Here is a 22,668-nt window from a genome sequence, read left to right as displayed (position 1 = left end):
TTTAAAATTCAGGCTTTAAGGTTCCACATTGTCCGTGATGGCGCAGCAGATGGTCGCACAACACTAAAGCTACCATTGCTTCCACCATTGGCACAGCTCTTGGCAAAACACAAGGGTCATGCCGTCCCTTGGCAGCCAGCAGCGTTTCTTCGCCTTCTCGGGTAACTGTGCGCTGCTGCTGGCGAATTGTCGCAGTCGGCTTGAATGCCGCCCGCAAAATTATATTTTCGCCGTTAGCAATGCCACCCTGAATTCCGCCAGAGCGATTCGTCACTGTACGAATTACACCCTTATCATCAGTATAGTATTCATCATTATGTTCGCTGCCCTTGAGCAGAGTCCCGGCAAACCCGGAACCTATTTCAAAGCCTTTGCTGGCGGGCAAGGACATGATGGCTTTGGCCAAGTCGGCTTCAAGTTTGTCGAATACGGGCATTCCCAGACCTTTGGGTACATTGCGGGCGACGCATTCGACTACACCGCCGATCGAATCTCCACTGTCGCGAACTTTTTCGATCAGTTCAATCATTCTTTCGGCACATTCGGCATCTGGACAGCGGACGATGTTGCTTTCTACTTGTTCTAAGGTAACAGTGTCCGGGTCGGCGACACATTCTAAGTCTTTGATGCGTTTGACGTAGCCGACTATTTCGACTCCGGCTGCTTGTTGGAGAATTTTTTTGGCGATCGCCCCTGCTGCTACTCTACCAATTGTCTCTCTCGCCGAACTGCGACCTCCGCCTTGCCAGTTACGAATTCCGTACTTAGCATCGTAGGTAGCATCAGCGTGAGAAGGGCGGTAAGTTGTCGCCATTTCGCCGTAATCTTGGGGGCGAGTGTCTTGATTGCGGACTAAAATTGCGATCGGCGTTCCCAAAGTTTTGCCTTCAAACACCCCCGACAGAATTTCGCAGGTATCTGCTTCTTTGCGAGGTGTGGTAATTTTGCTTTGGCCGGGGCGACGGCGATCGAGTTCGGCTTGAATGAACGATGCGTCGATCGACACCAGGGGCGGGCAACCATCAATTACTACTCCCACACCGCCGCCGTGAGATTCCCCAAATGTCGAGATCCGAAATAAATGCCCAAAGGTATTGCCCATTATGCTTTGCCCTGAAACTTGATAATTTTTAGCTTAAGTGGAATAGAGATTTACTGTATTTATGAAAAATATACCATTGACCAGTAGGCGACAGGCGATCGCCCAACAGCATCACTCCCTTCCCACCCCTAGAAGAATATCTACCAGGGAGAGAGGGAGAGACAGAGAAGAGGAGATATCTGGAAACACACTTAAATTCATCCGTGTATCCGTGTCCGAATCCGTGTTGTGCTTTCCTTCTTCTTTAGTCTTCGTGTTCTTCAAAAGGATCTCTCAATTCCTTAGCGGGAGGGCCGAAAGCCGTGTAGATCGAGAATCCGGTGATTGCCACCAGACACACGCCCAGTGAAATGCCTAGAACTGCTGCGGGTTCCATATTTTTGATCGATTATGAGTGCTCCACTCTATAATATTACAAAAAATAACAATCCGTCTGAAAGTCTCGTGATTTTAGGCGCTGTACGGTATGGCAGCCAACCCCCACTCCCCGTTTTCCGAGTCCCCCTGCAGCATTTCTGAGAAATTGCGATCGCAATTAGCGGTAGAAATATGTCAAACTTTTCTGTAGAGATTCATTGCAGGTGACTTATGGCACAACGGACTTGGTTAGGAGATATACTCAAACCCCTTAACTCGGAATACGGCAAGGTAGCCCCCGGCTGGGGAACCACGCTATTGATGAGCGTGTTCATTGGACTGTTTTTCGTGTTCTTGTTGATTATTTTGCAAATCTACAACTCTTCTCTGATTCTGGAGAGTGTGGATATGGATTGGTCGAGCCTAGGCCGCTAAAAATTGATCACAAAACAGTAAGGCTAAAAGTAAAAGCTTAGGGTTGAGGAGAAAGGGCAAAAGCTAAGTTTTCCCGTTTTTCCTTACCCTTTCCGATTACTTTTGCCATAAATAAACAAGAAGTAACTAAACAAATTGCTGGAGAAAAACCATGAATATTTTTGGCATTGGTTTGCCCGAAATGGCAGTTATTTTTACGATCGCCCTATTGGTATTTGGCCCGAAAAAATTACCTGAAATCGGTCGGAGTATGGGGAAAGCAATTCGGGGCTTTCAAGACGCTTCGCGGGATTTTGAGTCGGAATTCACGCGGGAAGCTAAGCAGTTAGAAGAAGCAGTAGCAACTAGCAGCAAACCGGAAACTGAAAAACTCGCGGCGGCTACTCCCAAGAAGGAAGATAGCACAGACAGTTAGATGAATAACCCTCAGAAGTCGGAAACACCAGCGGAGTTAGTGATTCCCCAGCTAATAGTTGGGTTGGGAAATCCCGAACCTAAATACGATCGCACCCGACACAACATAGGCTTTAATGCTGTCGATGCCTTGGCTAAATCTTGGCAGATTTCCCTGTCGGAAAATCGCAAATTTCAAGGCATATGTGGCGAGGGAAACCGGCCGAGGGGACAGAAAATCCGCTTGCTGAAACCGCTTACTTACATGAATCTTTCCGGTCAAGCGATTCGGGCGGCGGCGGATTGGTACAAAATACCTGCGGAGTCGGTATTAGTAGTATACGATGATATGGATTTGCCGATCGGGAAATTGAGAATGCGGCTTGCCGGTTCGGCCGGCGGGCACAACGGCATGAAATCGACAATTTCTCATTTGGGCACAGACAAATTTCCCCGCTTGCGGATTGGCATCGGCAAACCTCAAAACGATGCTGCTAAAAATGAGAAAGATACGATTTCCTTCGTTTTAGGAAAATTTTCCTCAGAGGAAAGTCAGTTAGTAGAGAAAGTGCTTAAACTGGTTGTAGAAGCTGTGGAACTAAGCCTGCACCAAGGAGTAGAAAAAGCCATGAGCCTTTACAATAGTCGCACAATTGCAGAAACAAACGCGGAAACAAAAAGGTGAGTTCGAGACGTTTGCCTGAAACAACTGCATATGTCCGGGTTACTGGCCAATCTTGGCAAAAAGGCACGATTGAGGGTGAAGTGACTGCCGGCAATTTTGAGTGGCAGTTTCAGTGGCGTTTCACGTCAGAAAAAACACTGATACTTGAACCTTCTCAGGGTAGGGCATTGATTCAGGAACCGCTGCACCGTTTTCTGGAGAAATGGGATTATCAGCTTGAACCAGGTGGCGATTATTCGTTTACGGTTCGGGCTGAGTTTTAATATTGATATTTATTTGAGAATAACTCTTGACACATTATGCTAAATCTAGCATAATGGAAGTGTAGTCGTAAACAACACAATCAATGCCATGAGAAAAAAAATCTTGAGAAAATATTCTAAACATGAGACAAATATCACCCAAAGATATTCTATGGATCGGAAGTTCTCTGAACGATCTTAAAGAATTTCCTGAAGATGTACGTGGCATAATGGGCTATGCTCTGTATCTAGCACAAACAGGAGGAAAACACCAATCTGCTAAACCTCTCAAAGGGTTTGGAGGTGCAAAAGTTTTAGAAATTACCGATGACTATGATGGGGATACCTATCGAGCTGTTTACACGGTAAAGTTTGCAGATACAGTGTATGTTTTGCACGCTTTCCAGAAAAAGTCTAAAAAAGGAATTGCTACACCGCAACAAGATATTAAGTTAATCCAAGAAAGGCTAAAACTAGCTCAAGAACATTACGAAGAGTTCAAGAGTAAGTAAGAATGGAATTAGTAGTGATAAGATGTGCTTATATTTCTAAAGAAGCTGGAAATAGACGGCTTCTTATCACTACTTTTTCAGGAATAACTAAGACCAGGTAAAAAAGGGCGAAATCATGAGTAAGGAGATCGATATTCAAGTTAGTAGTGGCAATATATTTGCTGATTTGGGTCTGCCTAATTCTGATGAAATGCTGATGAAGGCGGAACTGGTACGCCAGATAACCGAGATCCTTAGTCAAAGGAAACTGAATCAAGTTCAAGCAGCAGAAGTATTAGGAATTGACCAGCCAAAGGTGTCAGCCTTGATGAGAGGAAAGCTGACAGGTTTTTCAACAGAAAGGTTGTTTCGATTTTTAAATGCGTTAGGGTGCGATGTGCAAATTGTGGTGAAGCAAAAGCTGGAATCGCCCGCGACCGCAGGAATTAGTGTTGTTAGCATTTGATATCTGAATAGTCACTTTTTTGTATAATTCACCTTCTTTGCATTCACTTTTATAAATCGGCGGTTTGTCAGCAAATCAGGTTGCGTCGCTTCTCGGTAAGCCCCGCAATAATACATTGTCAAAACAGCTTTGTAAGCCCAGCAATCAGAAGGTACATCGGTAAAAGGAGTGGGCAGGGTTTCAACCTGATTCTGCACGCAAGCAGGGAGAATTTGTTGTGGCGTTGCCTGCAGCTGAGTTTTAAAATCATAGTAATGGGAAGGGAAAAGGGAATCGGGAAGGCAAACTTTCTCTAATAGGAGGTCCCGATTCCAGTGATTCTTTAATTAAAGCAGGTGGCGTCCCTTCTCGGTAAGCTCCGCAATAATACATTGTCAAAACAGCTTTGTAAGCCCAGTGATTGGAAGGTACATCGGTAAAAGGATTTGGCAGGGTTTCAGCCTGATTCTGCACGCAAGCATTGAGAATTTGTTCTCGCGTTGGCTGCACTTGAACTAAAGAATTATTTGGCTTGGCTTGTGCGGCATTTTGCGCCTGTGCGGGAGATGAACAACTGGCACTAACTAACAGTATAATTGTGGAAACGATTCTGATTTTAACCATCTCATTACTTTTTGTGCGACAATATATCCTAACTTGCACTGCATTCCCTGAAAACTATGCCGACGAGTCGTATTCTCCGCAATCGTTATCAAATTATCAAAGACTTGGGACAAGGCGGTTTTGGCGACACCTACCTCGCTAAAGATTTAGACCTACCCGGACAGCCCCAGTGCGTTGTCAAACATCTTAAACCGAAAGACCCCAATCCCGCCATTTTACTAATTGCCAAAGGCTTATTCGACAAAGAAGCCCAAACGCTGTATAAATTGGGTAAGCTACACGACCAAATCCCCAGCCTTTCCGCCCACTTTGAGGAAAATGGCGAATTTTATTTGGTGCAAGATTTTATCGAAGGACATGACCTTACCAAAGAACTGATTCTCGGTAAAAAATCAAGCGAATCCCATACTATTAAATTATTGCACGAGATATTAGAAGTTTTAGCCATTGTTCATCAGCAAAATGTGATTCATCGCGACTTAAAACCTGCTAATATAATGCGTCGCCAAGATGGTAAAATTATCTTGATTGATTTCGGGGCGGTCAAGGAAATTAGCACAATGGTTGTTAATGCTCAAGGACAAACTAGCTTCACCGTTGGTATTGGTACTTCGGGTTATATGCCCAGCGAACAAGCGAAGGGCAAACCTAAACTGTGTAGCGATATTTATGCAGTGGGGATGATTGGGATTCAAGCATTGACTGGTCAACCTCCTGATACCTTACCAGAAGATCCGCAGACGGGAGAAGTTATTTGGCAAAATCAGGCACAAGTTAGCAATAATTTAGCGAATATTTTAGATAAAATGGTGCGCGATAATTTCAGTCAGCGCTATCAAGATGCAGGGGAAGCATTGCAAGCAATTTTATCTTTGTCGTCGCCTCTCCCACCGCCACCACCGCCACCGCCACCGACACCAACACCACCGCCGCCACCGACAAGGCGAGGTTTTTTACAATTCGTCGGTTTGGCTGGATTAGGACTTATCGGTTTAGTTGTGTATCAAAGTTTGGGGAACAAATCGCCTCAAACTTCAACGAATGAGCCATCGTCACCGATATTACCCAACGACGATATACCATCTCAGTTGCCACCACCTCCAGAAACCCCACAACCAGAACCACCAGCACCAAAAACTCCATCGCCAAAAGTATCGTCAAATTCCCTAAAAACAGTTCAATTTGAAACGGTGACAGTGAATTCAACGGGGGAAATCACCAAGCGCAGCCAAAGTCAAGCACAGGTTTTTACAGAAACTATCGCCAAGGGCATAACTTTAGACATGATGGCAATTCCTGGTGGCAGTTTTGTCATGGGTTCCCCCAATACGGAAGCAGGACGATATAACGATGAAGGGCCGCAGCATAATGTTAATGTGGCCCCTTTTTTGATGGGAAAATATGAGGTGACTCAGGCTCAATGGCGCGCTGTGGCAGCTTTACTGAAAGTCAAGATTGACCTCAAGGTTTATCCTGATCCTTTTAATTTTAGAGGTAATTTCCCTGTTCAGCAAGCAGATTGGGATGATGCTATAGAATTCTGTGCAAGATTATCTCGACTTACTGGACGCAATTATAGACTGCCTAGTGAGGCAGAATGGGAATATGCTTGTCGTGCAGGAACCACTACACCTTTTTATTTTGGGGAGACAATTACCCCGGATTTAGTTAATTATGACGGCAATTATCCCTACGGTTCAGCACCGAAGGGAAGTTCTCGTGAGAAAACAACTGCTGTAGGTAGTTTTCCGCCTAATAGCTTTGGACTTTATGATATGCACGGGAATGTCTGGGAATGGTGTCAAGATGTTAGGCACAATAATTATAACGGTGCGCCGACTGATGGTAGTGCTTGGGAAAGTGGTGGAGATAGTAATTACCGGGTGCAGCGTGGCGGTTCCTGGAACTACGATGCGTTCGCTTGCCGTAGTGCCGATTGTCACTTCGGCTCGGCGGGCCTCGCGTCGGGGCCCAGGGGTTTTCGCGTGGCGGTTGCTTCGGTTTCTTCGTCGTCCTAGTTTTCCCCGTGAGGACTCTTCTTTGCTCTTTTGCCCTTTTACTCTTTACTCTTTTCTCTTTTTCACTTTTTTCGTCGTCTCTGGCGACTCGATTTATTTTTTGGCACTCGTGGATGCACTCCCGACAAAGAAACCGGGTTTTTTACTTAATCTGTGGAGTACAGCGAAGGATATCGCAAAAAAACCGGTTTCTGGTCACCTGTGCGTAAGTCTTGTTTGGGAAAATCACTGTCATTGTGTCAATGCTTTCTGTAGAGACAAGTCTGCGGAAATAGTCTGGTTTATTTACGGAGGAGTTGGTGCTGATTTAGGATGGGTTCCAGCGTAGTAAACTAATTTTTTTTTCAGATTCACCGCCGAACAGATTATAATTAGAAATATTGATTTTTCTCACGAATAGTCGCATAGGAGATTTACAAAATGAATAACCTATTAGCAGAAACTTTTGCCACCGTCTCTCAACTACCCGAAGCAGAACAAAATGCCATAGCATCCTTAATTTTAGACAAGATATCAGCACCAAGAGTCGCGCCTTTCCTCATTTCCCAATCAGACATCGAAACCATAGAAAAATCATACATTTTCCGAGACAAAACAGAAGTTATTGAATTTATCAACCAATATCCGTTTTTACTTCCCGTTGTGCTAGAAGCACCCGTTCAGATTAGCAATTATTTCCCCGAACAAAAACTATTACTTCAAGTCATCAATGACCCCGAAATTCCTAACTATGTTCATCTGGTTCTCTCAATCATCTTGACAGACCTCGCTCCCGATGAAGCAATGGATAGAGAAGACGAATTGCGTAAAAATTGGTCTAGGGGATTATCCCATGAAATTCGGGAGCATTTTTATACGATTTTGGAATATACTGATGAGTTTTGATTGGTCGCAATACCTAAATTTAGCAAAAGAACTTGCTGGTCAAGCAACTATTCCTGCTGAACAGGAGGCGCGATTGAGGGATGCTATCAGTCGTTCCTATTATGCTGCTTTTATCTTAGCGCGGAACTATTTGCGAGATAAACAAGGTCATTCCCTGCCAAAAACTAGCGATATTCACCGCTATGTTTGGCAAGAATTTGATATTAATCCTGACTCAAGATATCAATTAATCGCCGATAATTTAGCAGTGTTGCGCCGATATCGAAATCAAGCAGATTATGACGATGATTTTCCCTTATTATCTGCGATTGCTACTATTGCGCTCAAGCGTTCTCAAGAAATAATTTATAACCTAAATAATCTCTAAATATCAATTTAATCTGATAATGCCTTTGCTAAAACAGCAGCAGTTGTAGGGTGTGTCGCCTGCGATAAATTCCTAACTAAATACCAACAATCTCATAGCGACGCACCTGATGGATATATTACAAACCTTTGGAATGTTCAGACAGTTTTCGCATTCCCAAGGCCAAGACACTCAAAAACAACAGCCCCACTGCCCCAGCTAGCGGATTGCCGTTAACTCCTGTCACCCAGTCGGGAACAGATCCCGAATATCGCACTAACTGCCCGATTTTAATGATGTAATATCCCCAGATTAAACCTGCATGAAGCCCGATCGACAAACCGAGGCGATTTTGGCGCGATCTTTTTCCCCAAACCAGAATCAAACCCAGCAACAACAAACCCGGAAACTGCGGCCAACTCTGCAGCATTGCCGCGACAGGTTTGATAAAATGAGATAGGGCAAACACCAGGCTATTCACCCACAGAGATATTTTATAATTGTAATCCCGCTGCAACTCGTCCAGCAACCAACCTCGGAATACCAACTCCTCCGCAAAACCGACTCCAAGGGCGCTTAACAGCCCTTCTGCGATGATTCTCGGCAAATTATCAGAATTTTGCCACGCGACCAAACCGAACAGCCATTGCACCACAAATAAGCTGAAAGTGAGCAAAAGCCCGATCGCCAATCCGATTAAAAGCTCAAAACCGTTTTTTCGCGTATTGATTAAACCGTAACTTTTGAGTAATTGGGTTTGTCCGTAAACCTGTTTTCCCCAGCGCGGCACTAGGAACAGAAACTCAGTAAACAACAATCCCATTGTCAGAATAGTTGCTAGGTTACTATCTTTAACTAAGAGATAAATCGGTGCTGCTAGCGGCAGCCAAATTGCTAGCAAGATTAATAGGAAAATTATTACACGTAAAGGAAAGGGATAACTGGCTATTATTTGGAGGCGGTTAATCATTGTTGTAAATGAGTTGAAATTGGGTAAATCGGCTTATTGGTCGGTCGGCATGTCCGACAGGGGTTTTTAACCCCTGTCTCATAGCGAAAGTCCTCTCAAAGAAAACTGAAATTTATCACAATCTAATTTAGGTTGGCAGTCGGTTTTAACCGACTTTTGCTATAAGACGGGGATTTAAATCCCCGGCGGGGTTGCGGGTGAATGCGAGAAATTTTGGCTGAGTCAGGCTTGAGTAAATCCGAGAGTTAGAGTTGGATAAATCCGAGAGAATGTACAAAGCAGACGGAAAAAGCTAGAATGGCATCGTATCGGTTGAAACTTTAAATGAAGCAAAGCTATAACATAAGGTAACAATGACTGAAGCCTCGGATTTTTCAAATGTCGATCGCGAATTAGATGACACAATTTTAAGCTTCGCAGACATTCAGGCAGAACTCAACCTGCGCCACGCTAAAGATGCTCTGCGAGATATAGTAGAAAATCTCGACTTGACAGTTCAAGAGCGAACTGGACTGGAACCGGAAATTGGCGGGTTGGAGAAAATGCTCGACAAGCTAGAGCGCGCTTGCGTGCAAATAGCTGTGTTTGGGATGGTGGGAAGGGGAAAATCTTCGGTTTTGAACGCGCTGCTAGGTCAAAATGTGTTTGAAACTGGCCCGACTCACGGGGTGACTCGCACCACGACTATCGGGCAGTGGGATGTCGGAGAGGGAATTGATGAGAATTTGCCCGATGGCTTACGCCCCGCTACGCTACGACTTTCGCCAGTTATTTACCGTTTGTCGCAAGTTGAATTAGTCGATACTCCCGGAATAGATGAAGTTGACGGCGAAACTCGCGAACTTTTAGCCCGCCGCGTTGCTCAACAAGCAGATTTGATTTTGTTTGTAGTTGCTGGCGACATTACAAAGGTGGAATACGCAGCACTTTCGCAGTTGCGGGAAGCCGGAAAACCGATGTTATTAGTGTTTAATAAAATTGACCAGTATCCTGATGCAGACAGGCTGGCAATTTATCATAAAATTCGAGACGATCGCGTCAGAGAATTGTTGTCTCCCGATGAAATTGTGATGGCGGCGGCTTCCCCTTTGACGGCGAGGGCGGTGCGCCGTCCCGACGGAAGTATGGGCGTGCAAATGACTCGCAGTTTGCCACAAGTGCAAGATTTAAAATTAAAGATTTTGGAGATTTTAGACCGAGAAGGCAAATCTTTGGTCGCCCTGAATACGATGCTCTGTGCGGGGGATATTAACGAGCAATTGGTACAGCGAAAAATGGAGATTCGCGATGACGCGGCTAATCGAATTATCTGGAATGGGGTAATGACTAAAGCGGTGGCGATCGCACTTAATCCAATTACTGTAGTTGATATTCTTAGCGGTGCGGTAATTGATGTGGTGATGATATTAACTTTATCTAAAGTTTACGGCATTGCGATGACGGAAGCGGGCGCTGTGGAATTGCTGCAAAAGATTGCGATTAGTATGGGCGGGATTACAGCCGGCGAATTGTTGGCTAATTTTGGTTTGAGCTCGTTGAAAGGATTGTTGGGTTTGGCGACGCCGGCGACGGGGGGTTTGGCTTTAGGGCCTTATTTGTCTGTGGCGGTGACGCAAGCTGCGATCGCGGGGGTTTCTTCCTATGGTATCGGTCAAGTTACTAAGGCTTATTTGGCTAATGGTGCTTCTTGGGGAGATGATGGGCCAAAGGCTGTGGTAAGCAAGATTTTGTCTTCTTTGGATGAGGATTCTATTTTAAATCGGATTAAGGAGGAGTTGCGGGCTAAGTTGGATTTGGGAAGTGTGGAAAAACAGAAATCTTAGCGATCGCGAATTAAATAACTTACAATTTTAATTGTTATTGTGGGATGGGCGTCCCGCCCATTTAATTGTTATTGTGGGATGGGCGTCCCGCCCATTTAATTGTTATTGTGGGATGGGCGTCCCGCCCGTCCTTTTTGGACGGGCGTCCCGCCCATCCCACAATCTTGTGGAAGTTATTTAATTCTCATTCCTTAGCGATCGGCTGTTTGACATTGACCCAGCAATCCTGCCGGAATCGGGCAGGGGTTTAAACCCCTGCCTCAAAGCTAAATTGGTCTGTAGACCGTTTAATAAATTATTAGGAAAACAACCAATTACCAATTACCCATTATTACTGTATCTTACTAACTCATAACTTAGGTAATTGGCACAGGTTGGGCGACTGCGGCAAATAAGGTGCGCCATGTACACCCTACTCGAATTCCGCGAATCGGCGGGTTAACATCCAATAAGGTTCAGTTAAAACTATTTATTCCTCGGAGATCCCCCTAAATCCCCCTTAAGAAGGGGGACGCAAGAGTAATTTCTTGTCCCACCCCCTACTCCCCTTTTTAAGGGGAGTAGGGGTTGAGTAGGGGGCAAGCTAAGGGGGGATCGAGCTTAACTGAGCCGTATTGGCTTAACATCAGGTTTTAAACCCTAATTCTATCCTATTTGTAACCTCTATTTTTTTCCGACCAAATGCGGGTTGGTAGTCCCCAAACATAGACAAATCCTTCGGCAGCTTTGTGATCGAATTCGTCCTCTGCGCCGTAGGTTGCTAAGTCGAAACTGTACAGAGAATTATCAGATTTGCGACCAACAATTGTCGCATTTCCTTTGAATAGTTTGAGTCGCACGGTTCCAGTTACTCGCTTTTGCGTGTCCTGAATAAATGCGTCTAAAGCGGTTTTCAAAGGATTGTACCAAAGACCGTTATAAATCATTTGGCTGTAGGTTTCTTCGATGCCTCGCTTGTACCGCGTCACATCTGCTGTCAGCGTCAAACTTTCTAAGTCTCGGTGCGCGTGCATCAAAACTAAAATCGCTGGTGTTTCGTAAATTTCCCGCGATTTAATCCCGACGAGGCGGTTTTCAATCATGTCAATCCGGCCGACTCCGTGGTTTCCAACTATTTCGTTGAGCTGGGAAATTAAGGCGACTGGTGATAAATCTTTGCCGTTCAAACTGACAGGATTTCCGCAATCGAAACCGATTTCTATGTATTCGGGTGTGTCGGGAGTTTGCTCGATCGCCTTTGTCATCAAATACACCTCTTCCGGCGGTTCCGCCCAAGGATCTTCGAGGATTCCGGCTTCGATTGCCATTCCCAATAAGTTGCGATCGATACTGTAAGGCGAAGACTTTTTCACGGGCGACGGAATGCCACATCTTTCGCCGTATGCGATCGTTTCCTCGCGGCTCATTTTCCACTCCCGCGCTGGTGCTAAGATTTTAATCTTGGGGTTGAGTGCGCCGATCGACACATCGAACCGTACCTGATCGTTTCCTTTACCTGTGCAACCGTGGGCGATCGCATCTGCACCGTATTTTTCCGCCGCTTCTACTAACAATTTAGCAATCAGCGGGCGAGCGAGGGCAGTCGAAAGGGGATAACGGTTTTCGTAAAGTGCGTTAGCTTGAATCGCTGGAAACGCATAGTCTTTGACAAATTCTTCCGTAGCATCAATAACTAAAGATTCCGAAGCACCGGATGCTAAAGCTTTTTTGCGGATCGGTTCTAATTCGTCTCCCTGTCCCAAATCCGCGGCCAGAGTAATTACTTCTTCAACACCCCACTCGTTTTTGAGGTAAGGAATGCAGACGGAGGTATCGACTCCGCCGGAATATGCTAGGACAACTTTTTTAGCGCGACTCATTGCTCTTTACATCCTGAATTTAACTGACATCTTGCACCCTTGTCACTAAGCTTTTCAGGGCGGGCAAGATGCCCACCCCACAAAAAAATATCATTTTTGTGGAACAGGCATCTTGCCTGTTCTGGAGAATGGTGCAAGATGTGATATTTAACCGACTTTTCATTATGCACCTAATTGAGATCGATTCTTGTCAGAAATAGTACAGATTTATATATTCTTTTTTTGATAAACTTGGCTATTTACCGGAGGAGTTGCTGCGGAAAATCTGCTACCGTGGGATACGGTAACTGTGGCGATGGGGAAAAATCGTGTTTTTTAGTGTTGTAATTCCGACGTATAATCGTAAACCGATTTTGGCCAAATGTCTACTGGCTTTGGAAAATCAGCAGTTCGGTGAGATTGTCAGAGAGTATGAAGTAATTGTCGTGGACGACGGATCGACGGACGGGACGCTGGAGTGGTTGGCCGCAAATGCTGACTTGTTGCCTCATGTGCGATCGATCTGTCAATCTCACCAGGGCCCGGCGGCTGCCCGGAATTTGGGCGTTGAAGATGCTAAGGGCGATACGATTATTTTTATTGACAGCGATTTGGTGGTAACAGAGCATTTTTTGCAAGCACACGCTGATGCTTTACTACAGGGTTACAAAGATACTGATGCTGTTTTTACTTACGGCAGCGTGATTAATACTTGCAATTTCGACAATCCTACCTCAGAACCTTACAAAATCACCGATTTTTCGGCGGCTTATTTTGCTACGGGAAATGTGGCGATCGCCCGCCACTGGCTGCTGGCTGCTGGACTTTTTGACAATCGCTTTCAACTGTACGGATGGGAAGATTTAGAGTTGGGAGTTAGGTTAAAAAAATTAGGTTTAAAACTCCTTAAATGTCCGGCTGCTGTCGGCTATCACTGGCATCCACCTTTTAGTTTGGAGCAAATTCCAGGCATGATTAACCGAGAAATTGAGCGCGGGAGAATGGGAGTTTTGTTTTATCAAAAACACCCAAGTTGGGAAGTACGGATGATGATTCAAATGACTTTTCTGCACCAAATACTGTGGGGAGTTTTATCATTAGGTGGGATGCTGAACGAGCGAACGATGACTCCTTTTTTACAGTGGTTGATTGACCAAGGCAAGCCCCAGCTAGCTTTAGAAATTGCTCGGATTTTTCTGAATTGGTATAACGTGAAAGCCGTGTACGCCGCTTGCGGAGAATTGCAAGCCGAGACAAAGATACCATAAATCAGCCCCATCCCGCAAATAAGATATAAGATATTGTAGGAGTTTTTTAGGGCCCATTGGTGTCAACTTAAGCTCATAATTAGTAACGGTAACAACTGTTTGACAATTATGCCTACACTGCCCTAGGGCTGCTTAATAAGGGAAATTTAGGGAACTCACAACTTGGATACGAACCAGAAAAAAATAATTTTTAGTCTTAAGTTGACACCAATGTTCCGGCTTGTTTAAATTAACCTTTTTAGTGAGGATATCTAATGAAAAATCTCAACACAAAGCACCCGATCAAGGGCTGCCAAACATGGTCGTATAAAGTCTAAGAATCAAATTTTAACCTTTATTTAATCAAAATTGCTTGGTTAGCCTGTGATTTGAGGAATCTAGGCTGTTTTATCACCAGACTCCGATAATTTGAGCTACCAAGATTTTCAAAAGATCGTTACTTTTGATATAATGACAGATAATTTAAGAGTGTGCTAGAGAGCCAATAGTTGTGCTGGTTTATCTGAGAGTGTTAGCTACAAGCGGTTAATGACTTTAAAAATATTCCCACATATACAACTTGAATAGTTTGAGGGTTTGCTGTGAATACAACTGACGATAAAAATCCAAGACTAGAAACAGTTAGACTTGAAAACACTGTCTTACAAGAAAATATTTTAATGGTGGACGACCATCCAGAAAGCTTGCGGCTTTTATCCCAGCTTTTGTCTAAGCGGGGATATAAAGTGCGGCCGACACGAGATGGCAAATTGGCTCTTAACTTTGCTATGTCGAGTCCACCAGACTTGATTTTACTGGACATCATGATGCCCGGTATGGATGGGTATCAAGTCTGCGAAAAGTTAAAAGCTTGTCCGCAAACCAAAGATATTCCTGTGATTTTTATTAGCTCTTTAAATGAAGTTTTTGATAAAGTCAAAGCTTTTTCGGTGGGGGGGGTAGACTACATTAGTAAACCATTTCAAACAGAAGAAGTGGTGAGCCGTGTCGAAAATCAACTGCTTCTGAGCCGTCTTTATAAACAAATTTTAGCACAAAATGCACGGCTGCAAGCAGAAATAGAAGAACGCAAGCGTATCGAAGCAGAACTCCGAGACAGCCAACGCTGGCTGTCTGCTGTAATTCAAACACATCCTAATATTTTGTACGTTTCCGATTTGATAGAACAGCGAACTTTGTATATCAACCGCGAAATATATAGCGATATTGGCTATTCTTTTGAAGAAATCCAGCAAATGGCAGGAGGATTTCTTCCTAACTTAATACACCCTGACGATTTGCCAGGATTCTCAGAACACCTCAGCAGGATTGAGGCAGCAAAAGACGGTGAAAGCTTTGAGTGTGAGTACCGAATTCAGCACAAAAATGGTGAATATCGGTGGTTTGTTAGCGTGGATACCGTGTTTGCCAGAACCGCAGACGACAAACCTTGGAAAATTTTGGGGACGGCTACTGAAATTAGCGATCGCAAACAAGCTGAACTAGAACTAAAAACAGCTTTATCTGCTTTAGAACGGCAAATCAAACAAAGGTTTTTAATAGAAACAATTACTCTTGAAATTCGATACAGTTTAAATCAAGATCAAGTTTTTCAAACAGCTACTGCCCAAATAGGTAGAATTTTTAATGCTGATTGCTGCTTGGTTCATACCTACACAGAACACCCTATTCCCAGAATTTATAATGTCGCTGAGTACAGAAAATCCGCATCCAAATCGCTTTTAGATTTAGAAATTCCCGTACAGGGCAATCCTCACGTTCAGTTTTTATTATCCCAAGATCAAGCTGTAGTTTCTGACGATGTTTTTTCCGACCCGCTGCTAGAAAACGCCCGAGATTTGTGCTGTCAAATAGGCTTAAAATCGATGATATCCATCCGCACTTCCTACCAGGGAAAAGCCAACGGAATGATATGCTTGCATCAGTACGATCGCCCCCGCCACTGGACGCAGGAGGAGATCACATTATTGAGCGCTGTGGCGGCACAGATGGGAATTGCGATCGCTCAAGCAACACTTCTGGAACAAGATAAACAACAGCGACTTAAACTTCAACAAAGCGAAGCTAGTCTAGCAGCCGCCCAGAAAATTGCCCACATCGGCAGTTGGGAATTTGATTTAGTCACCAATAAAATTACTTGGTCAGAAGAAGTATTCCGCATTTTTGGTCTTGACTCAAGTGCAACTGAACCGACATCTGCCAAACTTTTAAAGATGTGTCATCCCGACGACAGAGAATTATTTCAAAAAACAGTCAGCCTAACTATCTCACAAGGCATTGCCTACAAAAGAGAGTTCCGATTTTTGCATCCTAGCCGTCAAATTATATACGTGGAAGGAAGGGGAGAAGCTGTTTTTAGCGAAACCGGGGAAGTAATAAAACTGTTGGGAACAGTGATGGATATTAGCGATCGCAAACAAGCCGAAGCAGCTTTGCAAATTAGCGAAGAACGTTTTTATCTGGCATTTGAAGGCAGTGCGATGGGCTTGTGGGATTGGAATCTTGCCACGGGAGAAGTCTATTTTAATCCACGGTGGAAAATGATGCTGGGATATGAAGTAGAGGAGGTAGAAAATAGTTTTGCATCCTGGGAGCAACTGGTACATCCAGAGGATTTGTCTCCGGCTAAAGCAGCGCTAAATGCTCACCTGGAAGGCAAAAATCCTACTTACGAAGTGGAATTTAGGATGCTGACAAAATCCGGCGAGTGGAAGTGGATTTTAGCTCAAGCGAAGGTGATGGAACACGACGCTTCGGGAAATCCTTTGCGGATGACGGGTACGCATATTGATATTAGCGATCGCAAACAAGCCGAAGTAGAGTTGCAATTTAGCGAACAGCGAGAACGAGAAAAAGCGCAACAGTTAGAACAAACTCTGGTCGACTTAAAAAAAGCTCAATCTCAGCTCATTCAAGCCGAAAAAATGTCAAGTATCGGGCAAATGGTAGCGGGAGTAGCCCATGAAATTAATAACCCCATCAGCTTCATATACGGCAATATTATTCCCGCAGCACAGTATGCTCGCGATTTGGTAAAATTGATTGAACTCTACCAGCAATACTATCCTGAACCAGTTCCCGAAATACAGGAAGAATTGGCAGAAGTCGAGGTAGATTTTATTGCTGGGGATTTCCCGAAAATAATGGCTTCAATGCAAGAAGGTGCTAACCGAATTAAGCAGATAGTGCTGTCTTTGAGAAACTTTTCGAGACTCGACGAAACAGATCGCAAAGTAATAGACATTCATGAAGGGATAGAGAGCACTTTGGTGATTTTGCAGCACCGATTCCAGTCACAGCCAAAACATCGGGAGATTCAAGTTATTAAAAATTACGGGAACCTGCCCAAAGTCGAGTGTTATCCGGCTCAATTAAACCAGGTATTTATGAATTTGCTGGTAAATGCGATCGACGCTGTGGAAGAGTCATCAGCAAACTGTACTTGCAAAGTTAACCAGATTCGCATTGTTACTGAACTCAGCAGCGAAAATCAAGTGTGTGTGCGGATTTTTGACAGCGGGCCCGGTATCCATCCCGAAGTTCAGTCAAGGATGTTTGACCCATTTTTTACTACCAAACCTGTGGGCACCGGCACTGGTTTGGGGTTATCGATTAGTTACCAAATAGTTAAAGACACCCACGGCGGTAAGTTGGAGTGTCATTCAGAAGTTGGCCGAGGAACAGAATTTGCGATCGAACTGCCGATTTCGCAAAAAAAGTTGAAAGTTAAAAGTTAGGATAAGCTGTTATGACAGAAGGAAGAAGGAAGAAGGAAGAAGGAAGAAGGAAGAAGGAAGAAGGAAGAAGCAGTAATAGCGCAATTGTTTCAGCGATTAAGAATGTCCTAAGCGTCTTGGCGGTTGCTATATATCATGTCCGGTAAATTAACGATAATTCTTGTAGGGGCGGGTTCACCAACAATCTATAATATAAGCTAGAGATGAGCTTAAACCCGCCCCTACCGTCAGATTGGGGGCAATTGCAACGGAGATCATATTAATCGTCTATCAGAACCTATTTTAGAGTGCGTCATAACCTGACATTTTATCCAGTATTTCCTGCGAACGGTCTTTGATTTAGTGTAATTTCATCTTAAACATGATATAATAAAAAGTTAGCCTTTTGAGGCTCCAGACGTTGCGCTGCTAAAATTAGTAGTGAATATTACAGTTGCTATTATACAAACTCTGTCAACATACGTCTGCTGTAGCGTCTACCACATTTTAACTGAATTATGACTGACTCAATTCGCTTCCTCATGTGTGCTCCCGACCACTACGATGTGGATTACGTGATTAATCCGTGGATGGAGGGAAATGTCCACAAATCATCGCGCGATCGCGCCGTCGAACAGTGGGAAAAACTTTACCACGTCCTCAAAGACAACGCTGTGGTAGACCTCGTACCGCCCGCAAAAGGCTGGCCTGATATGGTTTTCACCGCCAACGCAGGCTTACTTTTAGGAAATACCTTCGTCCTCAGCCGTTTCTATCACAAAGAACGCCAAGGCGAAGAACCCTATTTCAAAGCATGGTTTGAAAGCAAAGGTTTCACCGTGCACGAACTCCCGAAAGACTTGCCGTTTGAGGGCGCTGGCGATGCTTTACTCGATCGCGAAGGACGGTGGTTGTGGGCCGGATATGGCTTCCGTTCCGAACTCGACTCGCACCCGCTACTAGCAAAATGGCTCAACATAGAAGTGCTTTCCCTGCGTTTAGTTGACGAACGTTTCTATCACCTAGACACCTGCTTTTGTCCCTTGACAGGCGGCTATTTGCTCTACTATCCAGCAGCATTTGACTCCTACTCCAACCGCTTAATTGAAATGCGAGTTGCGCCGGAAAAACGCATTGCCATTGAAGAAGCCGATGCCGCCAATTTTGCCTGCAATGCCGTCAATATTGACAAAGTTGTGGTAATGAACAAGGTTAGCGAAGCCTTGAAATCACGCATTACTAAGGCCGGTTTTCAAGTAATTGAAACGCCGATGAGCGAATTTCTGAAAGCGGGCGGCGCCTGTAAGTGTTTGACGCTGCGGGTAACGGAACCGGTGCAAGAAGATCGATCGGCAAATGTGATGGTAGAAAGCCGCACAATTCGCATGGAAGGTCACTTGCTGGATGCTGGTTTAATCAGTCGTGCTTTGGACTTAATTGTCGATCTCGGTGGCAGTTTCCAAGTGCTCAATTTCAATCTGGGAGAGCAGCGGCAAAGTACATCATCTGCCGACGTTAAAGTTTCGGCTCCTTCCCACGATGTGATGGAAGAAATGATGGGAATGCTGATTGACTTGGGTGCAGTGCCGCCACCACAAGAGATTTGCGACGCTATTTTAGAACCTGTAGTCCAAGATGGTGTCGGCCCGGACGACTTTTATGTGAGTACAATTTATCCCACGGAAGTGCGGGTAAATGGTCAGTGGGTGAAAGCGCAAAATCAGCGGATGGATGGAGCAGTTGCTATTACTGAAACCGCTGATGGCCCAGTGGCTAAATGCAAATTATTGCGCGATTTAAAAGTAGGAGAAAAAGTCGTTGTAGATGTAGTGGGTATCCGCACCATCCGCAAAACAGAATCGCGGGAACAGCGCAATTCTCAAGAATTCAGCTTTATGTCGGGCAGCGTTTCTAGCGAGCGTCGCGTAGAATTGGTAGTGGAACAAGTAGCCTGGGAATTGCGCCAAATTCGCGATCGCGGTGGCAAAGTTGTAGTTACGGCGGGGCCTGTTGTTATCCACACCGGCGGTGGCGAACATTTAGCGCATTTGATTCGCGAAGGTTACGTGCAAGCGCTGTTAGGTGGAAATGCGATCGCGGTTCACGACATGGAACAATCGAATATGGGAACCTCTTTAGGGGTTGACATGAAACGCGGTGTTGCTGTGCGTGGCGGACACCGACATCACTTGAAAATAATTAACAGTGTGCGACGTTACGGGAGTATTGCAAAAGCTGTAGAAGCAGGCTTGGTTACTAACGGTGTCATGTACGAGTGTGTGAAGAACAATATACCGTTTTCTCTGGCCGGTTCGATCCGCGATGACGGCCCGCTTCCTGACACGCAAATGGATTTAGTTAAAGCTCAAGAAGAATATACTGAGCTGTTACGAGGTGCAGATATGGTGTTAATGCTGTCGTCTATGCTGCACTCAATTGGTGTGGGAAATATGACGCCGGCGGGTGTGAAGATGGTCTGTGTGGACATTAATCCGGCGGTGGTGACGAAATTGAGCGATCGGGGTTCGATCGAGTCTATTGGAGTTGTTACCGATGTGGGATTGTTCCTCAGTTTGTTGGTGAATCAATTGGATAAATTGACCAGCCGCCATCATGTAGCTCAATCTGTGTAGATTTAGCTAGTCTACTCGTTACCAGGCTCTTCCTGGTAACGCATAGCCGGAGGCTCTGCCTCCAATTTTACGGTTCGGAAAGCGAAGTAAAGCCTCCGGACATCGCTGCCCAGACAGAGCCTAGAAACCAGTTAGTTAATGGTGGGCAATACCTTATGAAATCCCTATAAATATTGAGGGCATAATCAATGGTACAGGAATTAATAGACCTCAGAAATTGTATTTTGGCAGGCAGAAATGAAGATGCTCTAGCGATTGTCGATGAATTAGAGGGCATGAGCAAACAAGCAACTTTACGGAATATCGGGTCTTTTTTACTAATTCTGTTAATCCACCTCATTAAAAACCAAGTAGAACAGCGTTTAACTAATTATTGGGCTGCTTCTATTGCTAATTCTGTCCGAGGTATTAAAAAGCTCAATCTCAAAGATAATAAAACATCTTATTACATCAATGCTTCTGAATGGGAGCCTTTTCTAGAAGATGAACTAGAAGCCGCAATTCGTGAGGCTAGCAGGGAAGTGTTGGAAGGAAAGTTAAGCCGTGCTCAACTCAATGAAAGAGTGGACAGAGAGCAAATCCTTGCGATCGCAACTGGGCTACTGTCCCTGACCTACACTTATTCTAGAGGTGAATTCGAGGATGCGATCGATGAGCATTTAGCTGACTTGCCTGGTGGTGAAGAGTGGAATTAAGAGATTTAACCGCAGAGGGCGCAGAGAACGCAGAGGGAGATCCCAGAGAGATGAATAATTGCGATGAAGCGCGGATTTTATATTACTTAGGGCAATAAAAAGCCTCAGACCCGCAAGTCTGAGGACCGGAGTTCCTGAAAATCGTCACTTCTTACTATTGTCGCCAACAAACACCACAACATACAAGAGGGGTGCAACCCAGCACGGCAGTCTTTGGCAGACAGAGATTGCTTCCTGACTCGGAAGGCGAAAGCAATTTTTAATTCAACACTTCACCAAAGCAAAACAATTCCTCTCGCCATTTAAATATCTGGGTTGATAATTGTGCTGTAGGATGGGGACCTCTCCTCGATCGCAATATAAGGAGCACCGTGAGTCCCCGTATATATTTGAGTCGGGCGGTAAATGCGGTTTGCCTCTAGTTGTTCCTTCCAGTGGGCCAACCAGCCAGCAACACGGGCGATCGCAAAAACTGGTGTAAATAAGTCCAGCGGAATTCCCATTTTTCGGTAAACCAAACCAGAATAGAAATCTACATTTGCATAAATTCCTTTCTGGCCCAATTTCTCTTCAACCACTTCTTCCAACTTGACAGCAATGTCGTAATAATCATCGCGGCCGAAGTTCTCAAACAACTGTTCCGCTAACCTCTGAAGAATAGTTGCTCTCGGATCTTTCACCTTGTAAACTCGGTGACCGAAACCCATGATTTTGTCCTTATTTGCAACACACTTCTCGACAAAAGGCCGCACATTTTCTACCGAACCAATTTGCTGCAACATATCAATCACTTCTTCATTAGCTCCCCCGTGCAGCGGCCCCGCCAAAGTGCCAACTGCTGAAGCAATCACTCCGTAAGGGTCTGTCAGTGTCGAAGCTGTTACCATTGCCGAAAATGTAGAGGCATTAATGGTATGTTCAGCATGGAGAGTCAGACAAGTGTCAAAAATGCTAGCTAACAGCGGATCGGGTTCTTGCTCGTTGAGCATATAAAGAAAGTTAGCCGAGTAGTTCAAGTCATCCCTCGGCCGCACCGGATCATTTCCCCGTCGCATTTGCTGGAACGCTGCTACCATTGTGGGAATCTTAGCTAGCAGCCGCACTACAGCTTCTCGAATGTATGCTGGGTTAGCCAGAGCTCTGCGGGAGTAGAACAAGCCCAGGGCGGCCGCTGAAGCTTGCAGGGCGTCCATTGGGTGTCCTCTTTCAGGAAAGCATTTCATCATGTCCCGGATGCGATATTTGATCCGGCGGTGATAGCGAATTTCATGCTCGAAAGCTTCTAGTTCTTCCTTTGTCGGAAGTACCCCCCAGATTAATAAATATGAAGTTTCGAGAAAGGAACTTTTGAGTGCCAGTTCCTCGATGCTAATCCCGCGATATTCCAGCAACCCTTTTTGTCCATCGACGTAGCTAATGCTGGACAAGGTGGCGGGAACACCTTCTAAACCTGGTTTGAATTCGCCGACGACCATTGCGATACCGTTTTGTGTGAGTTCAATCTACTAAAAGTACATTACCAGAAAGCAAGATAGTGTCGCAGTCTTGACAAATAATCATTTAATTGCGGTTCAGAAACCGGGTTTTTCAACACACAGCCCGATCGCACCGCTGCGTATTGTCGCCCCTTTTTCCCGGTTTCCCCGTCCCAGAATGCGGGTTTAAGAGGGCTGGCGCGTCCTGTTAATGTCGGGGCGGTTCG

General features: G+C 44.9%; 20 protein-coding genes. 14 read left to right on the top strand and 6 right to left on the bottom strand.

The genetic code is table 11. The annotated features are described in order from the left end of the window. Position 1: 1 nt before the first annotated feature. Entirely contained in the window at positions 2 to 1,102 is a 1,101-nt protein-coding gene (gene aroC / locus QT987_RS04450; RefSeq protein ID WP_333054594.1) for a chorismate synthase, read from the bottom strand. A 244-nt stretch (positions 1,103 to 1,346) separates the two neighbouring features. After that, positions 1,347 to 1,478 (bottom strand): photosystem II reaction center protein PsbN, encoded by a 132-nt coding sequence (psbN, locus tag QT987_RS04445; protein ID WP_190742515.1) that lies wholly within the window; start codon positions 1,476 to 1,478, stop codon positions 1,347 to 1,349. A gap of 212 nt (positions 1,479 to 1,690) precedes the next feature. Between psbN and psbH the strand changes: the two genes are divergently transcribed. From psbH to QT987_RS04415, 6 genes are all read left to right on the top strand, one after another. Further along, entirely contained in the window at positions 1,691 to 1,894 is a 204-nt protein-coding gene (gene psbH, locus QT987_RS04440; protein WP_015176007.1) for a photosystem II reaction center phosphoprotein PsbH, read from the top strand. Between the two features lie 151 nt (positions 1,895 to 2,045). Then, positions 2,046 to 2,309 (top strand): TatA/E family twin arginine-targeting protein translocase, encoded by a 264-nt coding sequence (locus QT987_RS04435; protein ID WP_333237629.1) that lies wholly within the window; start codon positions 2,046 to 2,048, stop codon positions 2,307 to 2,309. Then, a complete protein-coding gene (gene pth, locus QT987_RS04430; protein ID WP_333237627.1) occupies positions 2,310 to 2,972 on the top strand; it encodes an aminoacyl-tRNA hydrolase in 663 nt (220 codons plus the stop codon). Next, positions 2,969 to 3,235 carry a DUF3146 family protein gene (locus tag QT987_RS04425; RefSeq protein WP_332958583.1) on the top strand — a complete coding sequence of 89 codons (267 nt, stop codon included), beginning with the start codon at positions 2,969 to 2,971 and terminating at the stop codon, positions 3,233 to 3,235. Before pth ends, QT987_RS04425 begins: the two co-directional genes overlap by 4 nt. Before the next feature lie 122 nt (positions 3,236 to 3,357). Next, positions 3,358 to 3,726 (top strand): type II toxin-antitoxin system RelE/ParE family toxin, encoded by a 369-nt coding sequence (locus QT987_RS04420; RefSeq protein ID WP_333237625.1) that lies wholly within the window; start codon positions 3,358 to 3,360, stop codon positions 3,724 to 3,726. 115 nt (positions 3,727 to 3,841) lie between these two features. Beyond that, positions 3,842 to 4,171: a helix-turn-helix transcriptional regulator gene (locus tag QT987_RS04415; protein ID WP_333237623.1), complete on the top strand. Its 330-nt coding sequence runs from the start codon at positions 3,842 to 3,844 to the stop codon at positions 4,169 to 4,171. A 246-nt stretch (positions 4,172 to 4,417) separates the two neighbouring features. Here the strand turns inward: QT987_RS04415 and QT987_RS04410 are convergent, their stop codons facing one another. Next, complete coding sequence (locus QT987_RS04410) at positions 4,418 to 4,774, bottom strand: S-layer protein (RefSeq protein WP_333237621.1); 357 nt, start codon at positions 4,772 to 4,774, stop codon at positions 4,418 to 4,420. Between the two features lie 56 nt (positions 4,775 to 4,830). Here QT987_RS04410 and QT987_RS04405 point away from each other — a divergent pair, with 56 nt between their 5' ends. From QT987_RS04405 to QT987_RS04395, 3 genes are all read left to right on the top strand, one after another. Beyond that, the gene (locus QT987_RS04405; protein WP_333237619.1) at positions 4,831 to 6,792 is read left to right on the top strand and encodes a bifunctional serine/threonine-protein kinase/formylglycine-generating enzyme family protein; all 1,962 of its coding nucleotides are present in this window, start codon (positions 4,831 to 4,833) and stop codon (positions 6,790 to 6,792) included. 420 nt (positions 6,793 to 7,212) lie between these two features. Beyond that, a complete protein-coding gene (locus QT987_RS04400) occupies positions 7,213 to 7,677 on the top strand; it encodes a hypothetical protein (protein WP_333237617.1) in 465 nt (154 codons plus the stop codon). Further along, entirely contained in the window at positions 7,667 to 8,044 is a 378-nt protein-coding gene (locus QT987_RS04395; protein WP_333237615.1) for a HEPN domain-containing protein, read from the top strand. The genes QT987_RS04400 and QT987_RS04395 overlap by 11 nt, the downstream gene beginning before the upstream one ends. Positions 8,045 to 8,162: 118 nt before the next feature. Here the strand turns inward: QT987_RS04395 and QT987_RS04390 are convergent, their stop codons facing one another. Continuing rightward, entirely contained in the window at positions 8,163 to 8,993 is an 831-nt protein-coding gene (locus QT987_RS04390) for a CPBP family intramembrane glutamic endopeptidase (protein ID WP_333237611.1), read from the bottom strand. 353 nt (positions 8,994 to 9,346) lie between these two features. On the opposite strand from QT987_RS04390, the gene QT987_RS04385 reads away from it, so the two are divergent. Next, entirely contained in the window at positions 9,347 to 10,816 is a 1,470-nt protein-coding gene (locus QT987_RS04385) for a GTP-binding protein (RefSeq protein ID WP_333237609.1), read from the top strand. 650 nt (positions 10,817 to 11,466) lie between these two features. Here the strand turns inward: QT987_RS04385 and QT987_RS04380 are convergent. After that, positions 11,467 to 12,675: an argininosuccinate synthase gene (locus QT987_RS04380; protein ID WP_333237607.1), complete on the bottom strand. Its 1,209-nt coding sequence runs from the start codon at positions 12,673 to 12,675 to the stop codon at positions 11,467 to 11,469. Between the two features lie 308 nt (positions 12,676 to 12,983). Here QT987_RS04380 and QT987_RS04375 point away from each other — a divergent pair, with 308 nt between their 5' ends. The 4 genes from QT987_RS04375 to QT987_RS04360 all read left to right on the top strand — a co-directional run bounded on the left by QT987_RS04375 (position 12,984) and on the right by QT987_RS04360 (position 20,966). After that, positions 12,984 to 13,922, top strand: a complete 939-nt coding sequence (locus QT987_RS04375; protein ID WP_333237604.1) for a glycosyltransferase — start codon at positions 12,984 to 12,986, stop codon at positions 13,920 to 13,922. Between the two features lie 581 nt (positions 13,923 to 14,503). Continuing rightward, positions 14,504 to 17,659, top strand: a complete 3,156-nt coding sequence (locus QT987_RS04370; protein WP_333237603.1) for a PAS domain-containing protein — start codon at positions 14,504 to 14,506, stop codon at positions 17,657 to 17,659. Positions 17,660 to 18,156: 497 nt separating this feature from the next. Then, the gene (argZ, locus tag QT987_RS04365; protein ID WP_333237601.1) at positions 18,157 to 20,271 is read left to right on the top strand and encodes a bifunctional arginine dihydrolase/ornithine cyclodeaminase; all 2,115 of its coding nucleotides are present in this window, start codon (positions 18,157 to 18,159) and stop codon (positions 20,269 to 20,271) included. A 188-nt stretch (positions 20,272 to 20,459) separates the two neighbouring features. After that, positions 20,460 to 20,966: a DUF29 family protein gene (locus QT987_RS04360; protein WP_333237599.1), complete on the top strand. Its 507-nt coding sequence runs from the start codon at positions 20,460 to 20,462 to the stop codon at positions 20,964 to 20,966. A gap of 302 nt (positions 20,967 to 21,268) precedes the next feature. Here the strand turns inward: QT987_RS04360 and QT987_RS04355 are convergent, their stop codons facing one another. Further along, positions 21,269 to 22,441 carry a citrate synthase gene (locus tag QT987_RS04355; RefSeq protein WP_333237597.1) on the bottom strand — a complete coding sequence of 391 codons (1,173 nt, stop codon included), beginning with the start codon at positions 22,439 to 22,441 and terminating at the stop codon, positions 21,269 to 21,271. Positions 22,442 to 22,668: the final 227 nt, after the last annotated feature.

This window comes from Microcoleus sp. SVA1B4, assembly GCF_036700545.1.
In the GTDB taxonomy this organism is placed as follows: Bacteria; Cyanobacteriota; Cyanobacteriia; order Cyanobacteriales; family Microcoleaceae; genus Microcoleus.
The sequence above is the reverse complement of the archived record's forward strand: the minus strand, read 5'-3'. Positions and strand labels throughout refer to the sequence as shown.

What these genes read in the sequence shown, in the direction of transcription:
- aroC (WP_333054594.1), bottom strand. Translation starts at nt 1,102, where the DNA reads ATGGGCAATACCTTTGGGCATTTATTTCGGATCTCGACATTTGGGGAA.
- psbN (WP_190742515.1), bottom strand. Translation starts at nt 1,478, where the DNA reads ATGGAACCCGCAGCAGTTCTAGGCATTTCACTGGGCGTGTGTCTGGTG.
- psbH (WP_015176007.1), top strand. Translation starts at nt 1,691, where the DNA reads ATGGCACAACGGACTTGGTTAGGAGATATACTCAAACCCCTTAACTCG.
- QT987_RS04435 (WP_333237629.1), top strand. Translation starts at nt 2,046, where the DNA reads ATGAATATTTTTGGCATTGGTTTGCCCGAAATGGCAGTTATTTTTACG.
- pth (WP_333237627.1), top strand. Translation starts at nt 2,310, where the DNA reads ATGAATAACCCTCAGAAGTCGGAAACACCAGCGGAGTTAGTGATTCCC.
- QT987_RS04420 (WP_333237625.1), top strand. Translation starts at nt 3,358, where the DNA reads ATGAGACAAATATCACCCAAAGATATTCTATGGATCGGAAGTTCTCTG.
- QT987_RS04415 (WP_333237623.1), top strand. Translation starts at nt 3,842, where the DNA reads ATGAGTAAGGAGATCGATATTCAAGTTAGTAGTGGCAATATATTTGCT.
- QT987_RS04410 (WP_333237621.1), bottom strand. Translation starts at nt 4,774, where the DNA reads ATGGTTAAAATCAGAATCGTTTCCACAATTATACTGTTAGTTAGTGCC.
- QT987_RS04405 (WP_333237619.1), top strand. Translation starts at nt 4,831, where the DNA reads ATGCCGACGAGTCGTATTCTCCGCAATCGTTATCAAATTATCAAAGAC.
- QT987_RS04400 (WP_333237617.1), top strand. Translation starts at nt 7,213, where the DNA reads ATGAATAACCTATTAGCAGAAACTTTTGCCACCGTCTCTCAACTACCC.
- QT987_RS04395 (WP_333237615.1), top strand. Translation starts at nt 7,667, where the DNA reads ATGAGTTTTGATTGGTCGCAATACCTAAATTTAGCAAAAGAACTTGCT.
- QT987_RS04390 (WP_333237611.1), bottom strand. Translation starts at nt 8,993, where the DNA reads ATGATTAACCGCCTCCAAATAATAGCCAGTTATCCCTTTCCTTTACGT.
- QT987_RS04385 (WP_333237609.1), top strand. Translation starts at nt 9,347, where the DNA reads ATGACTGAAGCCTCGGATTTTTCAAATGTCGATCGCGAATTAGATGAC.
- QT987_RS04380 (WP_333237607.1), bottom strand. Translation starts at nt 12,675, where the DNA reads ATGAGTCGCGCTAAAAAAGTTGTCCTAGCATATTCCGGCGGAGTCGAT.
- argZ (WP_333237601.1), top strand. Translation starts at nt 18,157, where the DNA reads ATGACTGACTCAATTCGCTTCCTCATGTGTGCTCCCGACCACTACGAT.
- QT987_RS04360 (WP_333237599.1), top strand. Translation starts at nt 20,460, where the DNA reads ATGGTACAGGAATTAATAGACCTCAGAAATTGTATTTTGGCAGGCAGA.
- QT987_RS04355 (WP_333237597.1), bottom strand. Translation starts at nt 22,441, where the DNA reads ATGGTCGTCGGCGAATTCAAACCAGGTTTAGAAGGTGTTCCCGCCACC.